Origin of the sequence: Antarctobacter sp. (genome assembly GCF_965277915.1) — a bacterium.
GTDB lineage: Bacteria > Pseudomonadota > Alphaproteobacteria > Rhodobacterales > Rhodobacteraceae > Antarctobacter.
Genome location: NZ_OZ255849.1, coordinates 4925092 through 4950252 on the forward strand (window position 1 = coordinate 4925092; position 25161 = coordinate 4950252).

Here is a 25161-nt window from a genome sequence, read left to right on the forward strand (position 1 = left end):
CTGACGCGCCGGCGGCTGTGGCCCCCGACAGCCGGTCCGCGCGGGCAGAGAACACGGAAAGGGTGGCTCCACTCATGGCGCAAAGTTTCCTCGGTCAGAAACGCCTTCGTCGCTACTACGGCAAAATTCGTGAAGTCCTTGAAATGCCGAACCTCATCGAGGTTCAGAAATCCAGCTACAAGCTGTTCCTCGAAAGCGGCGACCAGCCGCAGCCGATGGATGGCGAGGGCATCAAGGGCGTTTTCCAATCGGTCTTCCCGATCAAGGACTTCAACGAGACCGCCGTCCTGGAATTCGTCAACTACGAGCTGGAAAAGCCGAAATACGACGTCGAAGAATGCATGCAGCGCGACATGACCTACAGCGCCCCGCTGAAGGTCACCCTGCGTCTGATCGTTTTCGACGTGGATGAGGACACCGGCGCCAAGTCGGTCAAGGACATCAAGGAACAGGATGTCTTCATGGGCGACATGCCCCTGATGACGCCCAACGGCACCTTCATCGTCAACGGCACCGAGCGGGTCATCGTTTCCCAGATGCACCGTTCGCCAGGTGTGTTCTTTGACCACGACAAGGGCAAGACGCACTCCTCGGGCAAGCTTCTGTTCGCCTGCCGGATCATTCCCTACCGCGGCTCCTGGCTCGACTTCGAATTCGACGCCAAGGACATCGTGTTCGCCCGCATCGACCGTCGCCGCAAGCTGCCGGTGACGACGCTCCTGTACGCCCTGGGTCTCGACCAGGAAGCGATCATGGACGCCTACTACGAGACGGTGAACTTCGAGTATCGCCGTGGCGAAGGCTGGGCGACCCGCTTCTTCCCCGAGCGCGTTCGCGGCACCCGTCCGACCTTTGACCTGGTCGATGCCGACAGCGGTGAAGTGATCGCCGAAGCCGGCAAGAAGGTCACGCCGCGCGCGGTGAAAAAGCTGATCGACGAAGGCAAGGTCCAGAACCTGCTGGTGCCGTTCGAGCACATCGTCGGCAAGTTCGTCGCCAAGGACATCATCAACGAGGAAAACGGCGCCATCTACGTCGAGGCCGGGGACGAGCTGACCTGGACTGTCGACAAGGACGGCGAAGTGACTGGCGGCACGCTGAAAGAGCTGCTGGACGCCGGCATCACCGACATCCCTGTCCTGGACATCGATAACGTCAATGTTGGTCCGTACATGCGCAACACGATGGCGCAGGACAAGAACATGGACCGCAACACCGCGCTGATGGACATCTATCGCGTGATGCGTCCGGGCGAGCCGCCCACCGTCGAAGCCGCTTCGGCGCTGTTCGACACGCTGTTCTTCGACTCCGAGCGTTATGACCTGTCCGCCGTGGGCCGGGTCAAGATGAACATGCGCCTGGCGCTTGATAAGCCGGACACCCAGCGCACGCTGGATCGCGAAGACATCGTCGCCTGCATCAAGGCGCTGGTGGACCTGCGTGACGGCAAGGGCGACATCGACGATATCGACCACCTGGGCAACCGTCGCGTCCGCTCTGTCGGCGAACTGATGGAAAACCAATACCGCGTCGGCCTGCTGCGCATGGAGCGCGCCATCAAGGAGCGCATGTCCTCGGTCGAGATCGACACGGTCATGCCGCAGGACCTGATCAACGCCAAGCCGGCGGCGGCCGCCGTGCGCGAGTTCTTCGGATCCTCGCAGCTGTCGCAGTTCATGGACCAGACCAACCCGCTGTCGGAAGTCACCCACAAACGCCGTCTTTCGGCGCTTGGACCGGGCGGCCTGACCCGCGAGCGCGCCGGTTTCGAGGTGCGCGACGTGCACCCGACGCACTATGGCCGGATGTGCCCGATCGAGACGCCGGAAGGCCCGAACATCGGTCTGATCAACTCGCTGGCAACCTTTGCCCGCGTGAACAAGTACGGTTTCATCGAGACCCCCTATCGCGTGGTCAAGGACCGTGTCGTCACCGACGAGGTGCACTACATGTCCGCGACCGAGGAAATGCGTCACACCGTTGCGCAGGCCAACGCGCAGCTGGACGATGGTGGCCGGTTCAAGAACGACCTAGTGTCGACCCGGAAATCCGGTGACTACACGCTGTCGCCCTCGGAAAACGTCGACCTGATCGACGTCTCGCCGAAACAGCTGGTCTCGGTTGCGGCCTCGCTGATCCCCTTCCTGGAAAACGACGACGCCAACCGCGCCCTGATGGGCTCGAACATGCAGCGTCAGGCGGTTCCGACCCTGCGGGCCGAGGCGCCTCTGGTCGGTACCGGCATCGAGGAAGTCGTGGCACGCGACTCCGGCGCGGCGGTTCTGGCCAAGCGGGCCGGGATCATCGACCAGGTCGACGCGATGCGGATCGTCGTGCGCGCCACCGAGGATCTCGAACCGGGCGACCCGGGCGTCGACATCTACCGGATGCGCAAGTTCCAGCGTTCGAACCAGAACACCTGCATCAACCAGAAACCGCTGGTGAAGGTGGGGCAGAAGGTCGGCAAGAACGAGGTCATCGCGGATGGTCCGTCCACCGACATGGGGGAACTGGCGCTTGGCAAGAACGTCATCGTCGCCTTCATGCCCTGGAATGGCTACAACTACGAGGACTCGATCCTGATCTCCGAGCGGATCGCCAAGGATGACGTGTTCACCTCTGTCCACATCGAGGAATTCGAAGTGGCGGCGCGCGACACCAAGCTTGGCCCGGAAGAGATCACCCGCGACATTCCCAACGTCGGCGAGGAAGCCCTGCGCAACCTCGACGAGGCGGGCATCGTCTACATCGGGGCCGACGTTGAGCCGGGCGATATCCTGGTGGGCAAGATCACCCCCAAGGGTGAGAGCCCGATGACGCCGGAAGAGAAACTCCTCCGCGCCATCTTCGGTGAAAAGGCGTCGGACGTGCGCGACACCTCGCTGCGGGTCAAGCCGGGCGATTACGGTACGGTCGTCGAGGTCCGGGTGTTCAACCGCCACGGCGTCGAAAAGGACGAACGTGCGCTGCAGATCGAGCGTGAAGAGATCGAACAGCTGGCCCGTGACCGGGACGACGAGCTGGCGATCCTCGACCGCAACATCTACGCCCGTCTCAAGGACATGATCCTGGGCAAGACTGCCGTGAAAGGCCCGCGCGGCGTCAAGCCGAACTCGGAAATCACCGAGGACCTGTTGGAAACCCTGACCCGCGGTCAGTGGTGGCAGCTGGCCCTGGGCGAGGAAGAGGACGCCAAGCACGTCGAAGCCCTGCACGAGCAGTACGAGGTGCAGAAGCGCGCCTTGGACGCCCGTTTCGAGGACAAGGTCGAGAAGGTCCGCCGCGGCGACGACCTGCCCCCGGGCGTGATGAAGATGGTCAAGGTCTTCATCGCGGTGAAGCGCAAGCTGCAGCCGGGCGACAAGATGGCCGGCCGTCACGGCAACAAGGGTGTCGTGTCGCGCGTGGTGCCGCAGGAAGACATGCCCTTCCTCGCGGACGGGACACCGGTCGACTTCTGCCTCAACCCGCTGGGCGTGCCGTCGCGGATGAACGTCGGTCAGATCCTTGAAACCCACATGGGCTGGGCCGCGCGCGGCCTCGGCATCGAGGTGGACGAGGCGCTGCAGGAGTACCGCCGGTCGGGCGACCTGACCCCGGTGCGCGAGGCGCTGCGGATCGCCTATGGCGACGAGGTCTACCAGGAAGGGCTGGAGCCGCTCGACGAGGAAAGCCTGCTGGAAGCGGCTGGCAACGTCACCCGTGGCGTGCCGATCGCGACCCCGGTTTTCGACGGTGCCAAGGAAGCCGACGTGAACGACGCGCTCAAGCGGGCCGGTTTCGACCAGAGCGGCCAGTCCGACTTGTTCGACGGCCGCACGGGCGAAAAGTTCAGCCGGAAGGTGACGGTGGGTGTGAAGTACCTGCTGAAACTGCACCACCTGGTCGACGACAAGATCCACGCCCGGTCGACGGGGCCGTACTCGCTCGTCACGCAGCAGCCGCTGGGTGGTAAGGCGCAGTTCGGCGGTCAGCGCTTCGGTGAGATGGAGGTCTGGGCCCTGGAAGCCTACGGCGCAGCCTACACCCTGCAGGAGATGCTGACGGTGAAATCGGACGACGTGGCAGGCCGGACCAAGGTCTACGAGTCGATCGTCAAGGGCGAGGACAACTTCGAGGCCGGCGTGCCAGAATCGTTCAACGTTCTCGTCAAGGAGGTCCGGGGTCTGGGCCTCAACATGGAACTCCTGGATGCGGAGGAGGAAGACGCCGAATGATGCCTGCTTGGGCCCATCTCGGCGGGGCGCTGCGGCGCCCCCTCCCCACCGCTTCCCTCTGAATTTGTGAGGAACACATGAACCAGGAACTGACCAACAACCCGTTCAACCCGCTGACCCCGACCAAGGTCTTTGACGAGATCAAGGTGTCGCTGGCGTCGCCGGAACGGATCCTTTCGTGGTCCTTCGGCGAGATCAAGAAGCCGGAAACCATCAACTACCGTACGTTCAAACCCGAGCGTGACGGCCTGTTCTGCGCGCGTATCTTTGGCCCGATCAAGGATTACGAATGCCTCTGCGGCAAGTACAAGCGCATGAAGTATCGCGGCGTCGTCTGCGAGAAATGCGGGGTCGAAGTCACGCTGCAAAAGGTGCGTCGCGAACGCATGGGCCACATCGAACTGGCCGCGCCCTGCGCCCATATCTGGTTCCTCAAGTCGCTGCCCTCGCGCATCGGCCTGATGCTGGACATGACGCTGCGTGATCTCGAGCGCGTGCTGTACTTCGAAAACTACGTCGTGATCGAACCGGGCCTGACGGACCTCACCTATGGTCAGATGATGACCGAGGAAGAGTTCCTGGATGCCCAGGACCAATACGGCATGGACGCTTTCACCGCCAATATCGGCGCCGAGGCGATCCGCGAAATGCTGGCCGCGATCGACCTGGAGGCCGAGGCAGAGAACCTGCGCGCGGACCTCAAGGAAGCGACGGGCGAGCTGAAGCCCAAGAAGATCATCAAGCGCCTGAAGGTGGTTGAGAGCTTCCTCGAGTCGGGCAACCGCCCCGAATGGATGATCCTGACCGTCGTGCCGGTCATCCCGCCGGAACTGCGCCCGCTGGTGCCGCTGGACGGTGGCCGCTTTGCGACCTCCGACCTGAACGATCTGTACCGCCGCGTCATCAACCGGAACAACCGCCTCAAGCGGCTGATCGAACTGCGCGCGCCTGACATCATCGTCCGCAACGAAAAGCGGATGCTTCAGGAATCCGTGGACGCATTGTTCGACAACGGCCGCCGTGGCCGCGTCATTACCGGTGCCAACAAGCGCCCGCTGAAATCGCTCAGCGACATGCTGAAAGGCAAGCAGGGCCGCTTCCGCCAGAACCTTCTGGGGAAACGCGTCGACTTTTCGGGCCGGTCTGTCATCGTGACGGGGCCGGAACTGAAACTGCACCAGTGCGGCTTGCCCAAGAAGATGGCGCTGGAACTGTTCAAGCCCTTCATTTACTCGCGGCTGGAGGCCAAGGGCCTGTCCAGCACCGTGAAGCAGGCAAAGAAGCTGGTCGAGAAAGAGCGCCCCGAGGTCTGGGACATCCTCGACGAGGTCATCCGTGAGCACCCGGTTCTGCTGAACCGCGCGCCCACGCTGCACCGTCTGGGCATCCAGGCGTTCGAACCCACGTTGATCGAGGGCAAGGCGATCCAGCTGCACCCGCTGGTCTGCTCGGCCTTCAACGCCGACTTCGACGGTGACCAGATGGCCGTGCACGTTCCGCTGAGCCTCGAGGCCCAGCTGGAAGCGCGCGTCCTGATGATGTCGACGAACAACGTCCTGTCGCCCGCCAACGGCGCACCGATCATCGTTCCGTCGCAGGACATGATCCTTGGCCTCTACTACGTCACTATCGCCCGTGATGGCATGAAGGGCGAAGGCATGGTCTTCTCCTCGCCGGAAGAGGTTCAGCACGCGCTGGACTCGGGCGAGGTGCATCTGCACGCCAAGATCACCTGCCGGGTCAACCAGATCGACGAGGAAGGCAACGAGGTCTGGCAGCGCTTCGAGACCACCCCGGGCCGTGTGCGCCTGGGTGGCCTGCTGCCGCTCAACGCCAAGGCGCCCTTCGAGCTGGTCAACCGTCTGCTCCGCAAGGGCGACGTGCAGACCGTCATCGACACCGTCTACCGTTACTGTGGTCAGAAAGAGTCGGTGATCTTCTGTGACCAGATCATGCGCCTGGGCTTTGTCGAGGCCTTCAAGGCGGGCATTTCGTTCGGCAAGGACGACATGGTCATCCCCGACAACAAGTGGGAACTGGTCGACGAGACACGCGACCAGGTGAAGGACTTTGAACAGCAGTACATGGACGGCCTGATCACCCAGGGCGAAAAGTACAACAAGGTCGTGGATGCCTGGTCGAAGTGTAACGACAAGGTCACCGAGGCGATGATGAACACCATCTCCGCCCGGCGCGAGGACCAGGATGGGGCCGAGATGGAACCGAACTCGGTTTACATGATGGCCCACTCCAAGGCCCGTGGCTCGGTCACGCAGATGAAACAGCTGGGCGCGATGCGCGGCCTGATGGCGAAGCCGAACGGCGACATCATCGAAACGCCGATCATCTCGAACTTCAAGGAAGGCCTGACCGTTCTGGAGTACTTCAACTCCACCCACGGTGCCCGTAAGGGCCTGTCAGACACCGCTCTGAAGACGGCGAACTCGGGTTACCTGACCCGTCGTCTGGTGGACGTCGCGCAGGACTGCATCATCCGCATGACTGACTGCGGCACCGACCGTGCGATCACCGCCGAAGCGGCAGTGAACGACGGCGAAGTCGTGGCGACGCTGGGCGAACGCGTCCTGGGCCGTGTTGCGGCCGAGGACCTGCTGCACCCCGAGACCGGCGACCTGATGGTGCGCGAAGGCGAGCTGATCGACGAACGCATGGCCGACTCCGTCGAGGAATCCGGCCTGCAGACCGCGCGCATCCGTTCGCCCCTGACCTGCGAGGCCGAGGAAGGCGTCTGTGCGACCTGCTATGGTCGTGACCTGGCGCGCGGCACGATGGTGAACACCGGCGAAGCCGTGGGCATCATCGCGGCGCAGTCGATCGGTGAACCCGGCACGCAGCTGACCATGCGGACCTTCCACATGGGCGGTGTTGCGCAGGGCTCGTCGCGGTCCTTCCTGGAAGCCAGCCAGAACGGCAAGATCGCCTTTGCGAACCCCGGCATCATCACCAATGCCGCGGGAGAGCAGATCGTCATGAACCGGAACATGCAGGTTCTGATCATGAACGACCAGGGCGAGGAAATCGCATCCCACAAGATGGGCTACGGTTCCAAGCTGTTCGTGGAAGAAGGTCAGGACGTCAAGCGCGGCGACAAGCTGTTCGAGTGGGACCCCTACACCCTGCCGATCATCGCCGAGAAGGACGGTGTCGCCAAGCACGTCGACCTGGTGACCGGGATCGCCGTGCGCGACGAGACCGACGATGCCACCGGCATGACCCAGAAGATCGTGATCGACTGGCGGGCCGCGCCCAAGGGTAACGAGCTCAAGCCCGAGATCATCCTGATGGATGCCGACGGCGAGCCGGTGCGCAACGATGCGGGCAACCCGATCACCTACCCGATGTCGGTGGATGCCATCCTGTCCTGTGAAGACGGGCAGGAGGTCAAGGCCGGTGACGTTGTGGCGCGTATCCCGCGCGAAGGTGCGAAGACGAAGGACATCACCGGTGGTCTGCCGCGTGTGGCCGAACTCTTCGAGGCACGCCGTCCCAAGGATCACGCCATCATCGCCGAGATCGACGGCTATGTGCGCTTTGGCAAGGACTACAAGAACAAGCGCCGCATCACGATCGAACCCGCGGACGAGAACCTCGAGCCCAAGGAATACATGATCCCCAAGGGCAAGCACATCCCGGTGGGCGAGGGCGACTACGTCCAGAAGGGCGACTACATCATGGACGGCAACCCGGCCCCGCACGACATCCTGTCGATCATGGGGATCGAGGCTCTTGCCAACTACATGATCGACGAGGTGCAGGACGTCTATCGACTGCAGGGCGTGAAGATCAACGACAAGCACGTCGAGGTCATCGTTCGCCAGATGCTGCAGAAGTGGGAGATCCTGGACTCGGGCGATACCACGCTGCTCAAGGGTGAACACGTCGACAAGGTCGAATTCGACGAGGCCAACGCCAAGGCCGAGAAGAAGGGTGGCCGTCCGGCGCAGGGCGAACCGATCCTGCTGGGCATCACCAAGGCCTCGTTGCAGACCCGCTCCTTCATCTCGGCGGCCTCCTTCCAGGAGACCACCCGCGTGCTGACCGAGGCCTCGGTTCAGGGCAAGAAGGACAAGCTGGTCGGCCTGAAGGAAAACGTCATCGTTGGCCGCCTTATCCCGGCGGGCACCGGCGGCGCGACCCAGAAGGTGCGCAAGATTGCCCAGGACCGCGACAACGTCGTGATCGAGGCACGCCGCGAGGAGGCCGAAGCAGCCGCCGCGCTGGCTGCCCCGGAGCCGATGAGCGACGACGTGGTCGGCGGCGACGAGTTCGACACACTGATCGTCGACACTCCGGAAAGCCGCGAGTGATCGCCACGGCCCAAGGGTTCTGACATCGAAAACGCCCCCGCGAATCGCGGGGGCGTTTTTTCTTGGTCACAGGCACGGCATGGCGGCTTTGCGCATCGCGGCCGGTCGTGACACAAGAGTGCCATGCAGATCGAGACCTCTCAGTTGCGGATCGTCGCACCGCGTAGCCAGTTGAATTTCCTGGATATCCAGTCCGTGACCCTTGCGGAGCCTCTGAGCCCGATCCAGACCTATGGGCACCTGTCCGACTGGATGGCGCAACGGTACGGCTGGGTCTTTCGCGTCCGGGATGCGTTGAGCGCGCCCTTTGGCGTGCGACCTGTCCGGGGATTCTCAGGACGTGCTCCGGTGGCTGCGACCGAAGGTGAGAGGCTGGATTTCTTCCTGGTCGAGCAAGCCACCCCGGAGGTGTTGGTGCTGACAGCGCGCGACAGCCATCTTGACGTGATGACCTGTATTGCCTGTTCGGGCCGGGACGTGTCCATCATCTCGTCTGTCGTGACCCATAATGCCTTTGGCCGCCTGTACATGGCCGTGGTCGGCCCCGTACATCGGGTGATGCTCCGCCGATCACTTGCCCACTTGAGGGCTCGGGCAAATACCCGACGGACCTGATCCGCGTCGATCGCAAAGCGCGCCTTCAACTCGGCCTTACCCGCGGCATCGAGGCGGGGCAGGGGGACGGGTTGGACGTGTTTCCCTTGCCGCGAGTCGTTGTGATCATTCTGGCAGGCCTTGCGGTGAGGCCCGGGCGGGCGCGACAGGATCACGGATTGCGGAAAACCAGCGATCAGCGCAGCAAGTCGTTCGATCCAATGGGCCGGCATGGCACCGCAGACGAGGATCGCGAACAGGAAATCCGGATCTGTTTGCGCCTTGAGGCGCGGCAGGCAAAGGCATTCGAAATGCCGAAACCGCTCTTCCAAGCTGGCCGGTGCATAGAGGTAGGCCATACGTTCCTCGAGACTGGAATGCGCAACCTGAAAGCCGCCTTCGGCAGGACGGGAAAACCGGCAGAATCCGATGACTTGCATCCCTTTGTCCCGTGTGCGATGCGGTTGCCCTTGAATGGCATTGCCACCTGGTCAAGGCAAGCCTGCAGGGCTGTTGACAAGGTCCGCGACTCCCCCTATACGCCCCGCTAATCCGCGTCAGACTTCGGGCTGATTGCGTCCTTACATAACCAGGCGGTCATGATCCGGGCCACTATCGCCCCGATCCTCTGAACACCCACCGCGTCGTTTCCTCGGTACGGAAACGGATGCGGTTTTTTCGTCGTTTGCCAATACGTCTTGGCAGCGGCACACGAACCGGCCCGCGCGATCGCGCGCGATGCCAGAACCTGAAACTCCGCACGGGAAGGCCCGTGCAACACATTTGTGAGAAGCACGGGGAAATAACCGGAATGCCCACGATCCAACAGCTGATCCGCAAGCCGCGGCAGCCCAAAGTCAAGCGCTCGAAGTCGCAGCACCTTGAGCAGTGCCCGCAGAAACGCGGTGTCTGCACCCGCGTCTACACCACCACGCCGAAGAAGCCGAACTCGGCTATGCGGAAGGTGGCAAAGGTGCGTCTGACCAACGGTTACGAGGTGATCAGCTACATCCCCGGTGAAAGCCACAACCTCCAGGAGCACTCGGTGGTCCTGATCCGTGGCGGCCGTGTCAAAGACCTTCCCGGTGTGCGTTACCACATCCTCCGCGGTGTTCTGGATACCCAGGGCGTCAAGGATCGTAAGCAGCGTCGCTCCAAGTACGGCGCGAAGCGTCCCAAGTAAGAGGATACACAGATGTCTCGTCGTCACGCCGCTGAAAAACGCGAAGTCCTGCCCGACGCCAAGTATGGCGATCGCGTCCTGACCAAGTTCATGAACAACCTGATGTACGACGGCAAGAAATCCGCCGCCGAACGCATCGTCTACAACGCGCTCGACCGGGTCGAAGCCAAGGTCAAGCGCGCGCCCGTGGAAATCTTCCACGAGGCGCTGGACAACATCAAGCCGTCGGTCGAGGTCCGCTCGCGCCGGGTTGGTGGTGCAACCTACCAGGTTCCGGTCGAAGTGCGCCCCGAGCGCCGCGAAGCCCTCGCCATCCGCTGGCTGATCAACGCATCGCGCGCCCGCAATGAAAACACCATGGAAGAACGCCTCGCCGGCGAGCTGATTGACGCAGTGCAGTCACGCGGTGCCGCCGTTAAGAAGCGCGAAGACACCCACAAGATGGCCGACGCCAACAAGGCGTTCAGCCATTACCGCTGGTAAACATTTCTTCTGAGGACAAGCCCTATGGCACGCGATTATCCCCTCGAGCGTTACCGGAACTTCGGTATCATGGCGCATATCGACGCCGGCAAGACCACCTGTTCCGAACGCATCCTGTTCTACACCGGCAAGTCGCACAACATCGGCGAGGTGCATGACGGCGCCGCGACGATGGACTGGATGGAGCAGGAGCAGGAACGCGGGATCACCATCACCTCGGCTGCGACCACCACCTTCTGGGAGCGCACCGAGAACGGCACCGAGCCGGATTCCGAAAAGCACCGCCTGAACATCATCGACACCCCCGGCCACGTTGACTTCACCATCGAAGTCGAGCGTTCGCTGGCGGTCCTCGACGGTGCCGTCTGCGTTCTGGACGCCAACGCCGGCGTCGAGCCGCAGACCGAAACCGTGTGGCGTCAGGCTGACCGCTACAAGGTTCCGCGCATCGTCTTCGTCAACAAGATGGACAAGATCGGCGCTGACTTCTTCAACTGTGTCCGCATGATCGAGGACCGCACCGGCGCCCGCGCCGTTCCCGTCGGCATCCCGATCGGCGCAGAGTCCGAGCTGGAAGGCCTGATCGACCTCGTCACCATGAAGGAATGGGTCTGGCGTGGTGACGACCTTGGCGCGACCTGGTTCCAGGAAGAGATCCGTGCCGATCTCAAGGACATGGCCGAAGAGTGGCGTGGCAAGATGATCGAGGCCGCCGTCGAGGAAGACGACGACGCGATGGAAGCCTACCTGGAAGGTGAAGAGCCCGACGTGCCGACCCTGCGCAAACTGCTGCGCAAGGGCACGCTGAACCTGAACTTTGTTCCGGTCCTGGGTGGATCCGCCTTCAAGAACAAGGGTGTCCAGCCGCTGCTGAACGCCGTGATCGACTACCTGCCCAGCCCGCTGGACGTGGTCGACTACATGGGCTTCGCACCGGACGACGAGACCGAAACGCGGAACATCCCGCGTCGCGCGGATGACACGATGCCCTTCGCCGGCCTCGCGTTCAAAATCATGAACGACCCCTTCGTCGGTTCGCTGACCTTCACCCGGATCTACTCCGGCGTGATGAACAAGGGTGACAACATCCTCAACTCGACCAAGGGCAAGAAAGAGCGCATCGGTCGTATGATGATGATGCACTCGAACAACCGCGAAGAGATCGAAGAAGCCTTCGCAGGCGACATCATCGCTCTGGCGGGTCTGAAGGACACCACCACGGGTGACACACTTTGCGACGCAAAGGCACCGGTGGTTCTGGAAACCATGACCTTCCCGGAGCCGGTGATCGAGATCGCGGTCGAGCCCAAGACCAAGGGCGACCAGGAAAAAATGTCCCAGGGTCTGGCCCGTCTGGCCGCCGAAGACCCGTCCTTCCGCGTGGAAACCGACCTCGAATCGGGTCAGACCATCATGAAGGGCATGGGCGAACTTCACCTGGACATCCTGGTTGACCGTCTCAAGCGCGAGTTCAAGGTCGAGGCGAACATCGGTGCGCCGCAGGTGGCCTACCGTGAGACCATCTCGCACCCGATCGAACACACCTACACCCACAAGAAACAGTCGGGTGGTTCGGGTCAGTTCGCCGAGGTCAAGCTGGAGATCACCCCGACCGAGCCGGGCGAGGGCTACACCTTTGAATCGCGCATCGTCGGCGGTGCCGTTCCGAAGGAATATATCCCCGGTGTCGAAAAGGGCATCAACTCGGTCATGGACTCCGGTCCGCTTGCCGGCTTCCCGGTGATCGACTTCAAGGTGGCCCTGCTGGACGGCAAGTTCCACGACGTCGACTCCTCGGTCCTGGCCTTCGAGATCGCAAGCCGGATGTGCATGCGTGAAGGTCTCCGCAAGGCCGGCGCAAAGCTGCTGGAACCGATGATGAAGGTCGAAGTGATCACCCCGGAAGAATACACCGGCGGTATCATCGGCGACCTGACCTCGCGTCGTGGCCAGGTGTCTGGCCAGGAGCCGCGCGGCAATGCGGTGGCGATCAATGCCAACGTCCCGCTGGCCAACATGTTCGGCTACATCAACACCCTGCGTTCGATGTCTTCGGGCCGCGCGCAGTTCACGATGCAGTTCTCGCACTACGATCCCGTCCCGCAGAACATCTCGGACGAGATCCAGGCCAAGTACGCGTAACCGGCGGTGCGCCGTAAAGGCGCACCCTACACCCGCCCGTAGGGTGCGCAGATTTGCGCACCGCACGACAAGAAAAAGGGAGCCAATACAATGGCAAAGGAAAAGTTTGAACGCGGCAAGCCGCACTGCAACATCGGCACCATTGGTCACGTTGACCACGGCAAGACGACGCTGACGGCGGCGATCACCAAGTACTTTGGTGACTTCAAGGCCTACGACCAGATCGACGGCGCGCCGGAAGAGAAGGCCCGCGGCATCACCATCTCGACCGCGCACGTGGAATACGAGACCGACAACCGCCACTATGCGCACGTCGACTGCCCCGGCCACGCCGACTACGTCAAGAACATGATCACCGGTGCCGCCCAGATGGACGGCGCGATCCTGGTTGTGAACGCCGCTGACGGCCCGATGCCGCAGACGCGCGAGCACATCCTGCTGGGCCGCCAGGTCGGCATCCCCGCCATGGTCGTGTTCCTGAACAAGGTCGACCAGGTCGACGACGAGGAGCTGCTGGAGCTCGTGGAAATGGAAGTCCGCGAACTGCTGTCCGAGTACGACTTCCCGGGCGACGACGTTCCGATCATCGCCGGTTCGGCGCTGGCCGCTCTCGAAGGCCGTGACCCGGAAATCGGCGAAGAGAAGATCAAGGAACTGATGGCCGCCGTGGACGAGTACATCCCGCAGCCGGAGCGTGCCGTCGACCAGCCCTTCCTGATGCCGATCGAAGACGTGTTCTCGATCTCGGGCCGCGGTACGGTTGTGACCGGCCGTGTCGAGCGTGGCGTGATCAACGTCGGTGACGAAATCGAGATCGTGGGCATCCGCGACACCTCGAAGACGACCTGCACGGGCGTTGAAATGTTCCGCAAGCTGCTGGACCGCGGCGAAGCCGGCGACAACATCGGCGCGCTGCTGCGTGGTGTCGACCGTGACGGCGTCGAGCGTGGCCAGGTTCTCTGCAAGCCGGGCTCGGTCAAGCCGCACACCAAGTTCGAGTGCGAGGTCTACATCCTGACCAAGGAAGAAGGCGGCCGTCACACGCCGTTCTTCAAGAACTACCGTCCGCAGTTCTACTTCCGCACCACCGACGTGACCGGCACGGTTGAACTGCCCGAGGGCACCGAGATGGTGATGCCGGGCGACAACCTGAAGTTCAACGTCGAGCTGATCGCGCCGATCGCGATGGAAGACGGCCTGCGCTTCGCCATCCGCGAAGGCGGCCGCACCGTGGGTTCGGGCGTCGTCTCCAAGATCATCGAGTAAGGCGCCCGCCGCCACTCGGCTCAAAATCAAGGAAGGGCGCCCCGAACGGGGCGCCCTGACACTTCCGGGTTCGACGAAGGTTTGCGGTGGTCGCAGATCTTCCTCTCAACCCCAACATCGTGAACAAGGCTGTTCAATGAACCAGAACATCCGTATCCGGCTCAAGGCGTTCGATTACCGCGTGCTGGACGCCAGCACCCAGGAAATCGTCAACACCGCCAAGCGCACCGGCGCAACGGTCCGCGGTCCTATCCCGCTGCCGAACAAGATCGAGAAATATACCGTTCTGCGCGGTCCGCACGTCAACAAGAAGTCGCGCGACCAGTTCGAGATCCGCACGCACAAGCGCTTGCTGGACATCGTCGATCCGACCCCGCAGACCGTGGACGCCCTGATGAAACTCGACCTCGCCGCCGGCGTGGACGTCGAGATCAAGGTTTAAGGGAGGCCGATGAACATGCGCTCTGGAGTGATCGCAAAGAAGATCGGCATGACCCGTCTCTTCATGGAAGACGGCAAGCAGATCCCCGTCACCGTGCTGCAACTCGACAGCCTGCAGGTTGTCGCGCAGCGCACCAATGACCAGCACGGCTACACCGCCGTCCAGCTGGGCGCAGGCACCGCAAAGGCGAAGCGCGTCAGCCAGGCGATGCGTGGGCATTTCGCCGTTGCCAAGGTCGAACCCAAGCGGAAGGTCGTGGAATTCCGCGTCGACCCCGAGAACCTGATCGAAGTGGGTGAGGAAATCATCGCCGACCACTACTTCGAAGGTCAGTTCGTGGACGTCAGCGGCATCACCATCGGTAAAGGTTTTGCTGGCGGCATGAAGCGCCACAACTTCGGCGGTCTGCGTGCCACGCACGGCGTGTCGATCTCGCACCGTTCGCACGGTTCGACCGGCCAGTGTCAGAACCCCGGCAAGGTGTTCAAGGGCAAGAAGATGGCCGGCCACATGGGCTCTGTCCGCGTGACCACGCAGAACCTGCAGGTCGTCCGCACTGACAGCGACCGTGGCATCATCATGATCAAGGGCGCCGTTCCCGGCCCCAAGGGATCCTGGGTGACCGTCAAGGACGCCGTCAAGAAACCGACCCCGGACAACGTCATCCTGCCGGCCGCGCTGATGAGCGCCAAGCGGGAAGCGATGAAAGCCGCCGAGGAAGCCGCCCGCCAGGCCGAGGAAGAAGCGAAAGCTGCCGAGGAGGCCCGCCTTGCGGAAGAGGCCGCCCAGCAGGAAGCCGCTTTGAAAGACGCCGAGGCTGAAATCGAGGCCGAGAAGAAGGAAGGCGACGAATGAAACTCGACGTGATCAACCTCGACGGCGGTTCCGCTGGCGAAGTCGAGCTGGACGAGGCCCTGTTCGGGCTGGAGCCGCGCGCCGACATTCTCCACCGCGTCGTCCGCTGGCAGCGCAACAAGGCGCAGGCCGGTACGCACAAGGTCAAGACCCGCTCGGAAGTGTCTTACTCCAAGAAGAAGATCTATCGCCAGAAGGGCACCGGCGGCGCACGCCACGGCTCCCGGAACGCGCCGATCTTCCGCAAGGGTGGCATCTACAAGGGCCCGACCCCGCGTTCGCATGGCCACGAACTGCCCAAGAAGGTCCGCAAGCTGGGCCTGATGCACGCGCTTTCGTCCAAGGTGAAGGACGGCTCGCTGGTGGTGATCGAAGCCGCGGATTGCGATGGCAAGAGCAAGACCCTTGCCAAGCAGGTTGCGAACCTGGGCTGGAAGCGTGCGCTGATCATCGACGGCGCCGAGGTCAACGAAAACTTCGCCCGCGCAGCGGCCAACATCGAGGGTCTCGATGTGCTGCCGAGCCAGGGCGCAAACGTCTATGACATCCTCAAGCGTGACACGCTGGTTCTGACCAAGGCGGGTGTCGAAGCACTGGAGGCTCGTCTGAAATGAGCGCGAAGGCAGAACATTACGACGTGATCCGCAAGCCGATCATCACCGAGAAATCCACGATGGCATCCGAGAATGGCGCCGTGGTCTTCGAAGTGGCGATCGACGCGGCCAAGCCGCAGATCAAGGAAGCGGTTGAGGCGTTGTTCGGTGTCAAGGTGAAGGCGGTCAACACCACCATCACCAAAGGCAAGCAAAAGCGTTTCCGCGGCACCATGGGGCGCCGCAAGGACGTCAAGAAGGCCTATGTCACCCTCGAAGAGGGCAACACGATCGACGTGTCGACCGGGTTGTGATCTGGGCGGCGGGGTAATCCCCGCGGTACCGAAATCGGCAAGGCCCTCGCAGCGATGCGGGGGCCTTTTCCCTTGATGGGCGGGGGCGCTGGCACCGGGGCTGTTCGGCTGGCTCTGATCCGTCCGAACGACCTGCCGTTCAATCGGTCCGGGGATTTGCGCGCCGTTGGCGGTCTGGTATTTGGATCAGCGCCGAACATGCGTTTCAGAAGGTTCAGGGGTGCCATGGCGCGACTGCTTTTCACTTTGCCGCGGTTTCACACCAACATGTGGTTTGCGGTCCGACGCCTACTGGCAGATGGGCACGAGGTCCGCCTGTTGGTCTGTGTTGCCTCCGGCGGAGAGGATCACTCGATGCTCGACCCGGTCGTCATGGGAAAGACGCCATCCTACGAGGAGGTTGAAAAGGAAGTTCAGGCATTCCGGCCCGACCTCGTGATCATTCGCAATGCTTGGGCCATCAGCCGTCGCGCCTCTCGGGCGGCGAGGCGAAAGGGAATCCCACGCATCCTGTACAACCAGGTGCCGGACGATGTTCCGACGGGCTTCGCGCGGCGGTTGCTGCTGCGCTACAAGGGGTTGCCGATCGAACGCTTCACCCCGGTGCGCGGGCTGGATCGCCGCAAGCCCAAGGATCCCTACGCGCGCTTTCTGCCGCTGCCCGTGGACGTGCTGCCACATGAGGTCTTGCCGCGTGAGGACGACCGGTTGAAGGTCCTTTTGGTCGGCAAGCTGGGAGCCGAACGCAAGAACCAGCACCTGCTGATCCAGAAGATAGAGGAAATGGGCGCGCAGGACCGGATCAGTCTGACCCTGGCCGGAACAATGCCGAGGCCGGACAATTCGCATTTCGCGACAATCCAGGACATGTCGCGTCGCCCGTGGATCAAGCTGGTAGGATCTGTGCCATTCCTTGAGATGGGAACGCTCTACGCCTCACATGACGTGTGCATTTTGCCCAGCTTCGCTGAGTTGCGCGGATCTTCTCCGCTGGAAGCAATGGCCTACGGCGCGGTTCCGATGATCTCGGACCAATGCGGATCGGCGGGTGATCTGACGCATGGCGATGACGGCGTTGTTTTCGATCCGCTCCACATGGAGCAGGCGGTTGAATGGTTGTTGAAGCTGGACGCCAACCGGGAGGAACTGGATCGGATGAAACAGAGTGCCCTTGCCAAATGGAAACGCGACCTGAGTGAAGAGGCGTTTTCCCGCAATATCCGCACGTTGCTGGATGACTTCGGGGTTGCGTGACGGCGTATGTCCCGGCGCTGCCGAACTGCCGCAACAGCGGGTGTGCCGAGTTGGCGGAATGGTCCGGCGACCACTTGACGTGACGCCCGTCCTCGCCTAAACGACCGCATCCGCAGGGAGCCCCGGATTCGTCCGGGGCTTTGCTTTTCTTTGCGGAAGACGCGAATCGGGCACCTTCGGGGGCCTATACCACTGGCCACCTTCGGGGGGCTGATAACATAGGCTGGGTCCCGACCCGGCCGTAAGCAACGGAAGACAGAAAGCATGGCACTCAAGTCGTACAAGCCGACGACGCCGGGCCAGCGCGGGCTGGTGCTGATCGACCGTTCGGAGCTGTACAAAGGACGCCCCGTCAAGGCCCTCACCGAGGGTCTGACGAAGAACGGCGGCCGGAACAACACCGGACGGATCACCGCTCGCCGCCGCGGCGGTGGCGCAAAACGCCTCTACCGGATCGTCGATTTCAAGCGCAACAAGTTCGATGTCAACGGCATCGTCGTGCGCATCGAATACGACCCCAACCGCACCGCCTTTATCGCGCTCGTCCAGTATGACGACGGCGAACAGGCCTATATCCTCGCCCCCCAGCGCCTGGGTGTGGGCGACAAGGTCGTTTCCTCGCAGAAAGCGGACATCAAGCCCGGCAACACCATGCCCTTCAGCGGCATGCCGATCGGCACGATCGTCCACAACATCGAGCTCAAGCCCGGCAAGGGTGGCCAGATCGCACGCGCCGCGGGCACCTATGCCCAGTTCGTCGGCCGTGACGGTGGCTATGCCCAGATCCGTCTCAGCTCGGGTGAGCTGCGCATGGTCCGCCAGGAATGCCTGGCAACGGTTGGCGCGGTCTCGAACCCCGACAACTCGAACCAGAACCTCGGCAAGGCCGGCCGCGTCCGCCACATGGGCAAGCGCCCCTCCGTCCGCGGTGTCGTCATGAACCCGATCGACCACCCGCACGGCGGTGGTGAAGGCCGCACCTCGGGTGGTCGTCACCCGGTGACGCCCTGGGGCAAGCCGACCAAGGGCAAGCGCACCCGCAACACCAACAAGGCGTCGCAGAAGCTGATCATCCGCTCGCGCCACGCCAAGAAGAAGGGGCGGTAATCCATGTCGCGTTCCGTCTGGAAAGGTCCGTTCGTCGATTCCTACGTCCTGAAGAAGGCCGAGAAGTCGCGCGAGTCGGGCAAGAACGAAGTCATCAAGATCTGGTCGCGCCGCTCGACGATCCTGCCCCAGTTCGTGGGCCTGACGTTTGGCGTCTACAACGGCCAGAAGCATATCCCGGTCAACGTGACCGAGGACATGATCGGCCAGAAGTTCGGCGAATATGCACCGACCCGTACCTACTACGGTCACGCAGCCGACAAGAAAGCGAAGAGGAAGTAAGCCATGGGCAAGGATAAGAATCCCCGCCGCGTGGCGGACAACGAAGCGATGGCAAAGCTGCGCATGCTGCGCACCAGCCCGCAGAAACTGAACCTCGTCGCACAACTGATCCGCGGCAAGAAGGTGGACAAGGCTCTCACGGACCTGACCTTCTCGAAGAAGCGGATCGCGGTTGACGTGAAGAAGTGCCTGCAGTCGGCCATCGCCAACGCCGAGAACAACCATGGTCTGGACGTCGACGAACTGGTCGTCGCCGAGGCCTACGTGGGCAAGAACCTGGTCATGAAGCGCGGACGCCCCCGGGCCCGTGGTCGCTTTGGCCGGATCAACAAGCCGTTCTCGGAACTCACCATCAAGGTGCGCCAGGTTGAGGAGCAAGCCTAATGGGTAACAAGACCAATCCGATCGGCATGCGCCTGCAGGTGAACCGCACCTGGGACAGCCGCTGGTACGCCGACACCAAGGACTATGGTGATCTGCTTCTCGAGGATCTCAAGATCCGCGAGTTCATCTTCAATGAGTATCGCAACCCGCCGAAGCAGGCCGGCATCAGCCGCGTGATCATCGAACGCCCGCACAAGAAGTGCCGCGTGACGGTGCACACCGCGCGCCCCGGCGTCATCATCGGCAAGAAGGGCGCGGACATCGAGGTGCTGCGCAAGAAGCTCTCGTCGATGACCGACTCGGAACTGCACCTCAACATCGTCGAGGTCCGCAAACCCGAGCTGGACGCACAGCTGGTCGGCGAGTCGATCGCCCAGCAGCTTGAGCGCCGTGTCTCCTTCCGCCGCGCGATGAAGCGGGCCGTGCAGAACGCCATGCGCATGGGCGCCCAGGGTATCCGGGTGAACGTCGCTGGGCGTCTGGGTGGTGCGGAAATCGCGCGTACCGAATGGTATCGCGAAGGCCGCGTGCCGCTGCACACGCTGCGTGCCGACATCGATTATGCCAATGTCGAAGCATCGACCCCCTACGGCATCATCGGCATCAAGGTCTGGATCTTCAAGGGCGAGATCATGGAACATGATCCGCAGGCCCGCGATCGCAAGAACCAGGAACTCCAGGACGGTCCGGCCCCCCGTGGTGCCGGTGGCGGCCGCCGGGATGATCGGAGGTAACCATGCTTCAGCCAAAGCGTACTAAATTCCGCAAGGTTCAGAAGGGCCGGATCAAGGGCCAGGCCAAGGGCGGTTCCGATCTGAACTTCGGTGGTTACGGTCTGAAGGCTCTTGAGCCCGAGCGCGTCACCGCACGCCAGATCGAAGCAGCCCGTCGTGCCATGACGCGTCACATGAAGCGTCAGGGCCGCGTCTGGATCCGTATCTTCCCGGACACGCCCGTGACCGCAAAGCCCATCGAAGTTCGTATGGGTAAGGGTAAGGGCTCGGTCGACCGCTGGACCTGCAAGGTCAAGCCCGGCCGCGTGATGTTCGAGATCGACGGCGTGAACGAGGAAATCGCCCGCGAGGCCCTGCGTCTTGCAGCGATGAAGCTGCCGATCAAGACCCGCGTCGTGGTTCGCGAGGACTGGTAACGTAACACCCTGCGTCGCAGGGTGACGAATGTGCCGCCTCGCCGATCTCGGGATTGGCAAGGCCCGCAAAATGTGGATAATGAAGGCCCCCGGCGCGAAAGCGGTGGGGGCCTTTTTGTCCGACCAATGGATCCGGGCGAAAAGCAAGGAGATTTCCTGGAGTTTTATCCGATGCGCTCGCCTGTAGTAGATCTGTCCAGTCCGAAGTCCCTCCAGGGGGCGTTCACGCCCGAGGCTGTCTATCACAGGGCGCGGTCTTTCTATTGGCATCCGGCACGCTGGCGAAAGTCGATCGAAAACCAGGTCCCGCAAAAGGTCGTCCGCGACTGGATCAACCGGGTTCGCTTTGGCGCTGTGGTTCCGCCCAGCGATGCCGCGATCTTTGTTGATCTGGCGGATGTTGCGCACATCTATGACAAGCCTCGGGGCCGGTTCGAGTTGCGGCGTCGCGACAGCGCCCGGGTCATCGCGGGCAACTGGGATCTGGCGCGCAAAGAGTTGGGTGAAGACAGCCGCCTCATCAGCTGCCGCATGCGATTCCAGCAAGGCGCAGACTGGGAGGAGACGCCCTGCTGGATCCGCATGGCAGGGGAACTGGAGAGAGGGCGGCAGCCCGACGGCTGCGCCGATCTGGATGATCTGCGGGCGCGTTACGCGGCGCTTGACCGTGTCTACGAGGAGACGCGGGACCGCGGCCGCTTGCTCTTGCGCGAGGAATTGCCTGCCTGTTTCCGGCGGGAGCACGGTGGCATCCTTGTTCACCTTGCCCGCGATGGTGTCTTGTTGCGCTCGGGTGGCGGGGGGCACAGGTTCGCGATTGCTCGACTGCTGGAACTGCGGGAAATCCCGGTCCAGATCGGTGCGATCCACATCGACGCGCTGCGCAACGGGCACGTTGCCCGCCTGCGCCGACAGCCGTCCCCGACCTGATCAGCGTGCGGGCGGTCAGCCCGGAAAGATGTTGGCCATTGCACCGTCGAACCGCGCCCAGGTCATGGTCGCCTTGTTGCCGGCATAGCCCTCGTAATAGCTTTCACCCGATGGGAGGGGCAGGCCGGCCCAGATCTTGGCCAGCCGGTACATGAAGCTGCGGCGCGTGATTTCTCCGCGTTGGAAGGCGAGGAAACCGGCGTCGGCCAGCAATTCATCGGCCAGACGATCCTGCAACTCGGGGGTAAATCGCGTTTGCGTGTCGATGTTCAGATCGGCAACCAAAAAGCGCAGCGTGTCTGGAATGAACTGGTAGCGCCCGATGGCATGGGGCTGTCCGGGCGTGGCGGCGATCCAGTTCAGGATCTCCTCAATGGTCAGTTCTGTCGGGCGTTTCGGGGGTTTGACACGGGCGCCGTGAATGATTGCGTCATAGCCCTCCGGTCCTGCCTCGGCCTCGGCGATCAGGCTGCGCAAACGTGCTACCGCGGAGTGGCCGGAGAGAGGTCCGGCTGAGGGGTCCGGGGCAGGGCGCGCTTTTCGCATCGGCGCGAAGAAACCAAGTCGCCCCGCGTCGGAGAACAGGCTGGCGGGCTGTGTCGGTCCGAGTCGAGCCGTCGTGCGCAGGGCAATCAGCGGAGATCTTGCGCCAGTGTCGCCGCGGGGAAAGAGCGAGGCGGATTGCGCCGACGCGCCGCCGCCACAGGCGAGCAGCGTCATCAGCATCAGGCAACGGATTGGGAACATTCTGTTCGGACCTCTCGATTGGCTGCGACCATGCCGCCGAGAAGTTGAGATTTCATTTCCCCCGATGTCCGGCTTGGGCTAAAGCGCGGACATGACCCAGATCCGCTCTCTTTTCGCCACCCGCCTCTACCAGGCGCCGCTGTCCGAGCATGGCGCCATCGACACCGATGAACTGGAAGGTTCGTGCTATTCCATCGCCGAGGATGACGAGGCAGGGCAGGACTGGTGCGAGGAGCAGGGGTATCCCGGCTATACCTCCTATGCCTCGCTGACGGATCTGCCCTGGCGATTCCCGGTCTTTTCCGATTTGGTGAAGGTGCTCGACAAGCACGTAGCAGCCTTTGCAGAGGACCTGGAATTCGACCTGGGCGACAAGAGCCTGGTGCTCGAGGATATCTGGATCAACATCCTGCCGGAGGGCGGTACCCATTCGAGCCACATCCATCCGCATTCGGTGATTTCGGGGACGACCTATGTGGCCATGCCGGAAGGTGCCTCGGCGCTGAAGCTGGAGGACCCGCGGCTGGCGATGATGATGGCGGCCCCGACGCGCAAGAAGGGCAGCCGCGAGGAATTGCGTTCCTTTGTCTATGTCGCGCCCCAAGTGGGCGATGTCTTGCTGTGGGAAAGCTGGTTGCGCCACGAGGTGCCGCTCAACATGGCCGAGGAAAACCGCGTCTCCGTAAGCTTCAACTACAAGTGGGAGTGAGGCGCCCTTCGGTACGGTCGGCAAGGTCTGCGATGGAAGACTGGTGTCCCGCACGCGCGAAAGCGGTCAAACCTCTGGGTTGACGGGTCTTGGGGAAACCGGCTCGGCTTTCTCCAGCAACGTGGTGATTGCCGCGCGCAGGTCCGGGGCAGGCACGGGCTTTGCCAGCACTTGGTCGATCCCCGATCCCTCGCCGCCTGTTCCGGGCTTGGCGAGGCCCGTCAGCAGGATCGTCGGTGTTGCCGGGTGCCGCTCCTTGATATGTGCGGCGATCTCGGCACCCGTGCAGGCGCCGGGCACGTGGTTGTCCAGCAAGGCAAGGTCGAATGTAGTGCCTTCAATGGCCGACAGCGCCTCTTCGGCAGAGGTAGTGGCCGTGACCGAGAAGCCCCAGCTTTTCAGGTTGCGCAGCAAAACCTTGCGGATCGATGTCTCATCCTCCAGCAACAGTACGTGCAGCTTGTCGAATTGTGCCTGGTCGCTGGCAGGAGCCGGGACTTCAGCCGTGCATTTGCCCTTGTGCAGGGGAAAGAACAGTCGGACGCAGGTCCCGACATCCGGCTCTGACTCGATGGCGAGTTCGCCGCCCAGTTGCCGCATGAAACCGGCTGCCATCGACAGGCCCAGGCCAGACCCTTTGGAGCGCGGCTTGGTCGTGAAGAAGGGTTCGGTCACGCGGGCCAGGTGCTGGGCGGCGATGCCCTTGCCGTTGTCGCGGATCGAGAGGCAGGCATATTCGCCCGCCGGGACCATCGGGGTGGCCGCTGCGGTTTCGGTCCTGACCCGGATCGCCCCGCCTTCGTGGATGGCGTCCAATGCATTGATGAGGATGTTCAGGATCACCGATTGCAGGTTGTCGCGGTCCGCAAAGATGGGAATGGTTCCCTTGGCGCGGTCGACGACGATGCTGGGCTTCTTGAAAGATGTCCTCTCGAACATGCCGACGGCGCGGGCGGTCTCTTCGCCAAGATCCAGGGCGACCGGTCGGATCGTCGCCTTCTGGGCAAAATTCAGCAGGCTGCGGGTCAATGTGCCCCCACGCTTGGAAGCGTCGACGATTTCCGTCAGCAACTGGTTTGTCAGCTCGCCGCGGGCCTCGTGCTGCAGCAATTCGGCGTTGCCCATGACCACGGCCAGGATGTTGTTGACGTCATGTGCCACGCCGGCGGTCAGTTCGCCGAGAGCGGCCAGACGGTTGGCTTGCGCCCGGCGTTCCTCGGCCAGACGCGCATCGGTGACGTCCAGGCTGCTGCCGAGCCCGCGCACGATCTCGCCGTTATCCCCGACTTCGGGCGCGACGATCTCCCGGATGTAGCCCAGACTGCGATCGGGACGGAAGAAACGATATTCCATCTCGATCGTCTCACCCTGCAGGAGACGCTGGTACGCCTCGCGCAGCAGGTTGCGATCCTCGGGGTGGATCATCTTCATCTCGCCTTTCAGGCCGCTGACAGAGGAGATGAACTCTTGCGGGGTCTGCCCGAAAATGGCTGCGTGGCGGACCGAGCAGACCTCGACGATCGATTGCCGCACGTTGAAGACGAAATAGCCCAGCTGAGCGATGCGCGCGGCCTGTTCCAGCATAAGGGCATGGGACTGTCCGTCGATCCCGATCCGGCTGTAGAGCGCATCGTCGCCAGAGGTCGACCGTCCTGACATGCGCTGTATCCCCTTGCTCGTCCGGCGCAAGTATACCGAGGCCAAGAATACCCCTGCAAGCGGGCATTAAGGGGCGCGGGAAGAGGCCGCAGGTGCGCTTTCCCTTCGGTTTCGTCATATTTCCAAGGAGAGGGTTGAGAAAAGGTTAATTTCCACAAGCCCCCGTATCTTGCCCCCGACATTTGGCGCCGGTCGATAGATCGGTCGTTTACCTGTCCCTGCTCTCTGGGGCCGAAATGCCTTCAGGGGCTGCACATGAGAATTCAAGCCGCACCGGGGGATCGGAAAGCTCCATCACCGCAACCACGGGATGACCGTTGAGACCCTTGTCCTCGAATTGACGGCCTTTCGCGGATCGCGCTAAATGCGTGCTGTACGGAAACCGCCCAGGCCGACAACTTCGACCATGTCATTGGCGATTGCCGGGCACGTTGCGCGCGCAGGCGGCCGCTGTCGCAGATTGTCCTTGCATGGGCAGGGATTCTGGCCTAATGGGGCCGCTCATCCACGGACTCCACCGGA

General features: G+C 62.7%; 21 protein-coding genes and 1 pseudogene. 19 read left to right on the forward strand and 3 right to left on the reverse strand.

Going from position 1 to position 25161, the window contains the following annotated elements:
• Positions 1 to 74 precede the first annotated feature (74 nt).
• From rpoB to ACQY5B_RS24955, 3 genes are all read left to right on the forward strand, one after another.
• Positions 75 to 4217 carry a DNA-directed RNA polymerase subunit beta gene (rpoB, locus tag ACQY5B_RS24945; RefSeq protein ID WP_420328564.1) on the forward strand — a complete coding sequence of 1381 codons (4143 nt, stop codon included), beginning with the start codon at positions 75 to 77 and terminating at the stop codon, positions 4215 to 4217.
• A gap of 77 nt (positions 4218 to 4294) precedes the next feature.
• Positions 4295 to 8545, forward strand: coding sequence for a DNA-directed RNA polymerase subunit beta' (gene rpoC, locus ACQY5B_RS24950; protein ID WP_420326876.1), 4251 nt, complete (start codon positions 4295 to 4297; stop codon positions 8543 to 8545).
• Positions 8546 to 8668: 123 nt separating this feature from the next.
• On the forward strand, positions 8669 to 9160 hold the full coding sequence (locus ACQY5B_RS24955) for a DUF2867 domain-containing protein (protein ID WP_420326875.1): 492 nt from the start codon (positions 8669 to 8671) through the stop codon (positions 9158 to 9160).
• Positions 9161 to 9297: 137 nt separating this feature from the next.
• Here the strand turns inward: ACQY5B_RS24955 and ACQY5B_RS24960 are convergent.
• Positions 9298 to 9579, reverse strand: a pseudogene (locus tag ACQY5B_RS24960) (glycosyltransferase); the annotation flags it as partial.
• 371 nt (positions 9580 to 9950) lie between these two features.
• Between ACQY5B_RS24960 and rpsL the strand changes: the two are divergent.
• The 15 genes from rpsL (at position 9951) to ACQY5B_RS25035 (ending at position 21524) form a co-directional block, all read left to right on the forward strand.
• Complete coding sequence (gene rpsL, locus ACQY5B_RS24965; protein ID WP_005862801.1) at positions 9951 to 10322, forward strand: 30S ribosomal protein S12; 372 nt, start codon at positions 9951 to 9953, stop codon at positions 10320 to 10322.
• A gap of 12 nt (positions 10323 to 10334) precedes the next feature.
• Positions 10335 to 10805 (forward strand): 30S ribosomal protein S7, encoded by a 471-nt coding sequence (gene rpsG, locus ACQY5B_RS24970; RefSeq protein ID WP_043137418.1) that lies wholly within the window; start codon positions 10335 to 10337, stop codon positions 10803 to 10805.
• Positions 10806 to 10829: 24 nt separating this feature from the next.
• Positions 10830 to 12947 (forward strand): elongation factor G, encoded by a 2118-nt coding sequence (gene fusA, locus ACQY5B_RS24975; RefSeq protein ID WP_305972258.1) that lies wholly within the window; start codon positions 10830 to 10832, stop codon positions 12945 to 12947.
• A gap of 90 nt (positions 12948 to 13037) precedes the next feature.
• On the forward strand, positions 13038 to 14213 hold the full coding sequence (gene tuf, locus ACQY5B_RS24980) for an elongation factor Tu (protein WP_420326874.1): 1176 nt from the start codon (positions 13038 to 13040) through the stop codon (positions 14211 to 14213).
• A gap of 136 nt (positions 14214 to 14349) precedes the next feature.
• Positions 14350 to 14655 carry a 30S ribosomal protein S10 gene (rpsJ, locus tag ACQY5B_RS24985; protein ID WP_023849092.1) on the forward strand — a complete coding sequence of 102 codons (306 nt, stop codon included), beginning with the start codon at positions 14350 to 14352 and terminating at the stop codon, positions 14653 to 14655.
• Positions 14656 to 14670: 15 nt separating this feature from the next.
• Positions 14671 to 15510 (forward strand): 50S ribosomal protein L3, encoded by an 840-nt coding sequence (gene rplC, locus ACQY5B_RS24990; protein WP_420328563.1) that lies wholly within the window; start codon positions 14671 to 14673, stop codon positions 15508 to 15510.
• Positions 15507 to 16124, forward strand: coding sequence for a 50S ribosomal protein L4 (rplD, locus tag ACQY5B_RS24995; RefSeq protein ID WP_305967586.1), 618 nt, complete (start codon positions 15507 to 15509; stop codon positions 16122 to 16124). The genes rplC and rplD overlap by 4 nt, the downstream gene beginning before the upstream one ends.
• Complete coding sequence (locus tag ACQY5B_RS25000) at positions 16121 to 16417, forward strand: 50S ribosomal protein L23 (protein ID WP_305967587.1); 297 nt, start codon at positions 16121 to 16123, stop codon at positions 16415 to 16417. The genes rplD and ACQY5B_RS25000 overlap by 4 nt, the downstream gene beginning before the upstream one ends.
• A gap of 225 nt (positions 16418 to 16642) precedes the next feature.
• Positions 16643 to 17671, forward strand: a complete 1029-nt coding sequence (locus ACQY5B_RS25005) for a glycosyltransferase family 4 protein (protein WP_420326873.1) — start codon at positions 16643 to 16645, stop codon at positions 17669 to 17671.
• A 264-nt stretch (positions 17672 to 17935) separates the two neighbouring features.
• Positions 17936 to 18778: a 50S ribosomal protein L2 gene (rplB, locus tag ACQY5B_RS25010; RefSeq protein ID WP_305967589.1), complete on the forward strand. Its 843-nt coding sequence runs from the start codon at positions 17936 to 17938 to the stop codon at positions 18776 to 18778.
• Positions 18779 to 18781: 3 nt separating this feature from the next.
• On the forward strand, positions 18782 to 19060 hold the full coding sequence (gene rpsS / locus ACQY5B_RS25015; protein ID WP_043137396.1) for a 30S ribosomal protein S19: 279 nt from the start codon (positions 18782 to 18784) through the stop codon (positions 19058 to 19060).
• 3 nt (positions 19061 to 19063) lie between these two features.
• Positions 19064 to 19444: a 50S ribosomal protein L22 gene (gene rplV / locus ACQY5B_RS25020; protein WP_043137394.1), complete on the forward strand. Its 381-nt coding sequence runs from the start codon at positions 19064 to 19066 to the stop codon at positions 19442 to 19444.
• The gene (rpsC, locus tag ACQY5B_RS25025; RefSeq protein ID WP_420326872.1) at positions 19444 to 20178 is read left to right on the forward strand and encodes a 30S ribosomal protein S3; all 735 of its coding nucleotides are present in this window, start codon (positions 19444 to 19446) and stop codon (positions 20176 to 20178) included. The genes rplV and rpsC overlap by 1 nt, the downstream gene beginning before the upstream one ends.
• A 2-nt stretch (positions 20179 to 20180) precedes the next feature.
• On the forward strand, positions 20181 to 20594 hold the full coding sequence (gene rplP / locus ACQY5B_RS25030; protein ID WP_043137391.1) for a 50S ribosomal protein L16: 414 nt from the start codon (positions 20181 to 20183) through the stop codon (positions 20592 to 20594).
• A 171-nt stretch (positions 20595 to 20765) separates the two neighbouring features.
• Positions 20766 to 21524, forward strand: coding sequence for a hypothetical protein (locus ACQY5B_RS25035; RefSeq protein ID WP_420326871.1), 759 nt, complete (start codon positions 20766 to 20768; stop codon positions 21522 to 21524).
• Positions 21525 to 21539: 15 nt separating this feature from the next.
• On the opposite strand, the gene ACQY5B_RS25040 is transcribed toward ACQY5B_RS25035, so the two are convergent.
• Complete coding sequence (locus ACQY5B_RS25040) at positions 21540 to 22244, reverse strand: hypothetical protein (RefSeq protein ID WP_428400314.1); 705 nt, start codon at positions 22242 to 22244, stop codon at positions 21540 to 21542.
• 118 nt (positions 22245 to 22362) lie between these two features.
• Between ACQY5B_RS25040 and ACQY5B_RS25045 the strand changes: the two genes are divergently transcribed.
• Complete coding sequence (locus tag ACQY5B_RS25045; RefSeq protein WP_420326869.1) at positions 22363 to 22980, forward strand: 2OG-Fe(II) oxygenase family protein; 618 nt, start codon at positions 22363 to 22365, stop codon at positions 22978 to 22980.
• Between the two features lie 66 nt (positions 22981 to 23046).
• On the opposite strand, the gene ACQY5B_RS25050 is transcribed toward ACQY5B_RS25045, so the two are convergent.
• Positions 23047 to 24639, reverse strand: coding sequence for a PAS domain-containing hybrid sensor histidine kinase/response regulator family protein (locus tag ACQY5B_RS25050; protein WP_420326868.1), 1593 nt, complete (start codon positions 24637 to 24639; stop codon positions 23047 to 23049).
• Between the last annotated feature and the right edge of the window lie 522 nt (positions 24640 to 25161).

Bases quoted from the DNA above. Each gene is read 5' to 3' on its own strand.
- rpoB (WP_420328564.1), top strand. From the start codon at position 75: ATGGCGCAAAGTTTCCTCGGTCAGAAACGCCTTCGTCGCTACTACGGC.
- rpoC (WP_420326876.1), top strand. From the start codon at position 4,295: ATGAACCAGGAACTGACCAACAACCCGTTCAACCCGCTGACCCCGACC.
- ACQY5B_RS24955 (WP_420326875.1), top strand. From the start codon at position 8,669: ATGCAGATCGAGACCTCTCAGTTGCGGATCGTCGCACCGCGTAGCCAG.
- rpsL (WP_005862801.1), top strand. From the start codon at position 9,951: ATGCCCACGATCCAACAGCTGATCCGCAAGCCGCGGCAGCCCAAAGTC.
- rpsG (WP_043137418.1), top strand. From the start codon at position 10,335: ATGTCTCGTCGTCACGCCGCTGAAAAACGCGAAGTCCTGCCCGACGCC.
- fusA (WP_305972258.1), top strand. From the start codon at position 10,830: ATGGCACGCGATTATCCCCTCGAGCGTTACCGGAACTTCGGTATCATG.
- tuf (WP_420326874.1), top strand. From the start codon at position 13,038: ATGGCAAAGGAAAAGTTTGAACGCGGCAAGCCGCACTGCAACATCGGC.
- rpsJ (WP_023849092.1), top strand. From the start codon at position 14,350: ATGAACCAGAACATCCGTATCCGGCTCAAGGCGTTCGATTACCGCGTG.
- rplC (WP_420328563.1), top strand. From the start codon at position 14,671: ATGCGCTCTGGAGTGATCGCAAAGAAGATCGGCATGACCCGTCTCTTC.
- rplD (WP_305967586.1), top strand. From the start codon at position 15,507: ATGAAACTCGACGTGATCAACCTCGACGGCGGTTCCGCTGGCGAAGTC.
- ACQY5B_RS25000 (WP_305967587.1), top strand. From the start codon at position 16,121: ATGAGCGCGAAGGCAGAACATTACGACGTGATCCGCAAGCCGATCATC.
- ACQY5B_RS25005 (WP_420326873.1), top strand. From the start codon at position 16,643: ATGGCGCGACTGCTTTTCACTTTGCCGCGGTTTCACACCAACATGTGG.
- rplB (WP_305967589.1), top strand. From the start codon at position 17,936: ATGGCACTCAAGTCGTACAAGCCGACGACGCCGGGCCAGCGCGGGCTG.
- rpsS (WP_043137396.1), top strand. From the start codon at position 18,782: ATGTCGCGTTCCGTCTGGAAAGGTCCGTTCGTCGATTCCTACGTCCTG.
- rplV (WP_043137394.1), top strand. From the start codon at position 19,064: ATGGGCAAGGATAAGAATCCCCGCCGCGTGGCGGACAACGAAGCGATG.
- rpsC (WP_420326872.1), top strand. From the start codon at position 19,444: ATGGGTAACAAGACCAATCCGATCGGCATGCGCCTGCAGGTGAACCGC.
- rplP (WP_043137391.1), top strand. From the start codon at position 20,181: ATGCTTCAGCCAAAGCGTACTAAATTCCGCAAGGTTCAGAAGGGCCGG.
- ACQY5B_RS25035 (WP_420326871.1), top strand. From the start codon at position 20,766: ATGCGCTCGCCTGTAGTAGATCTGTCCAGTCCGAAGTCCCTCCAGGGG.
- ACQY5B_RS25040 (WP_428400314.1), bottom strand. From the start codon at position 22,244: ATGACGCTGCTCGCCTGTGGCGGCGGCGCGTCGGCGCAATCCGCCTCG.
- ACQY5B_RS25045 (WP_420326869.1), top strand. From the start codon at position 22,363: ATGACCCAGATCCGCTCTCTTTTCGCCACCCGCCTCTACCAGGCGCCG.
- ACQY5B_RS25050 (WP_420326868.1), bottom strand. From the start codon at position 24,639: ATGTCAGGACGGTCGACCTCTGGCGACGATGCGCTCTACAGCCGGATC.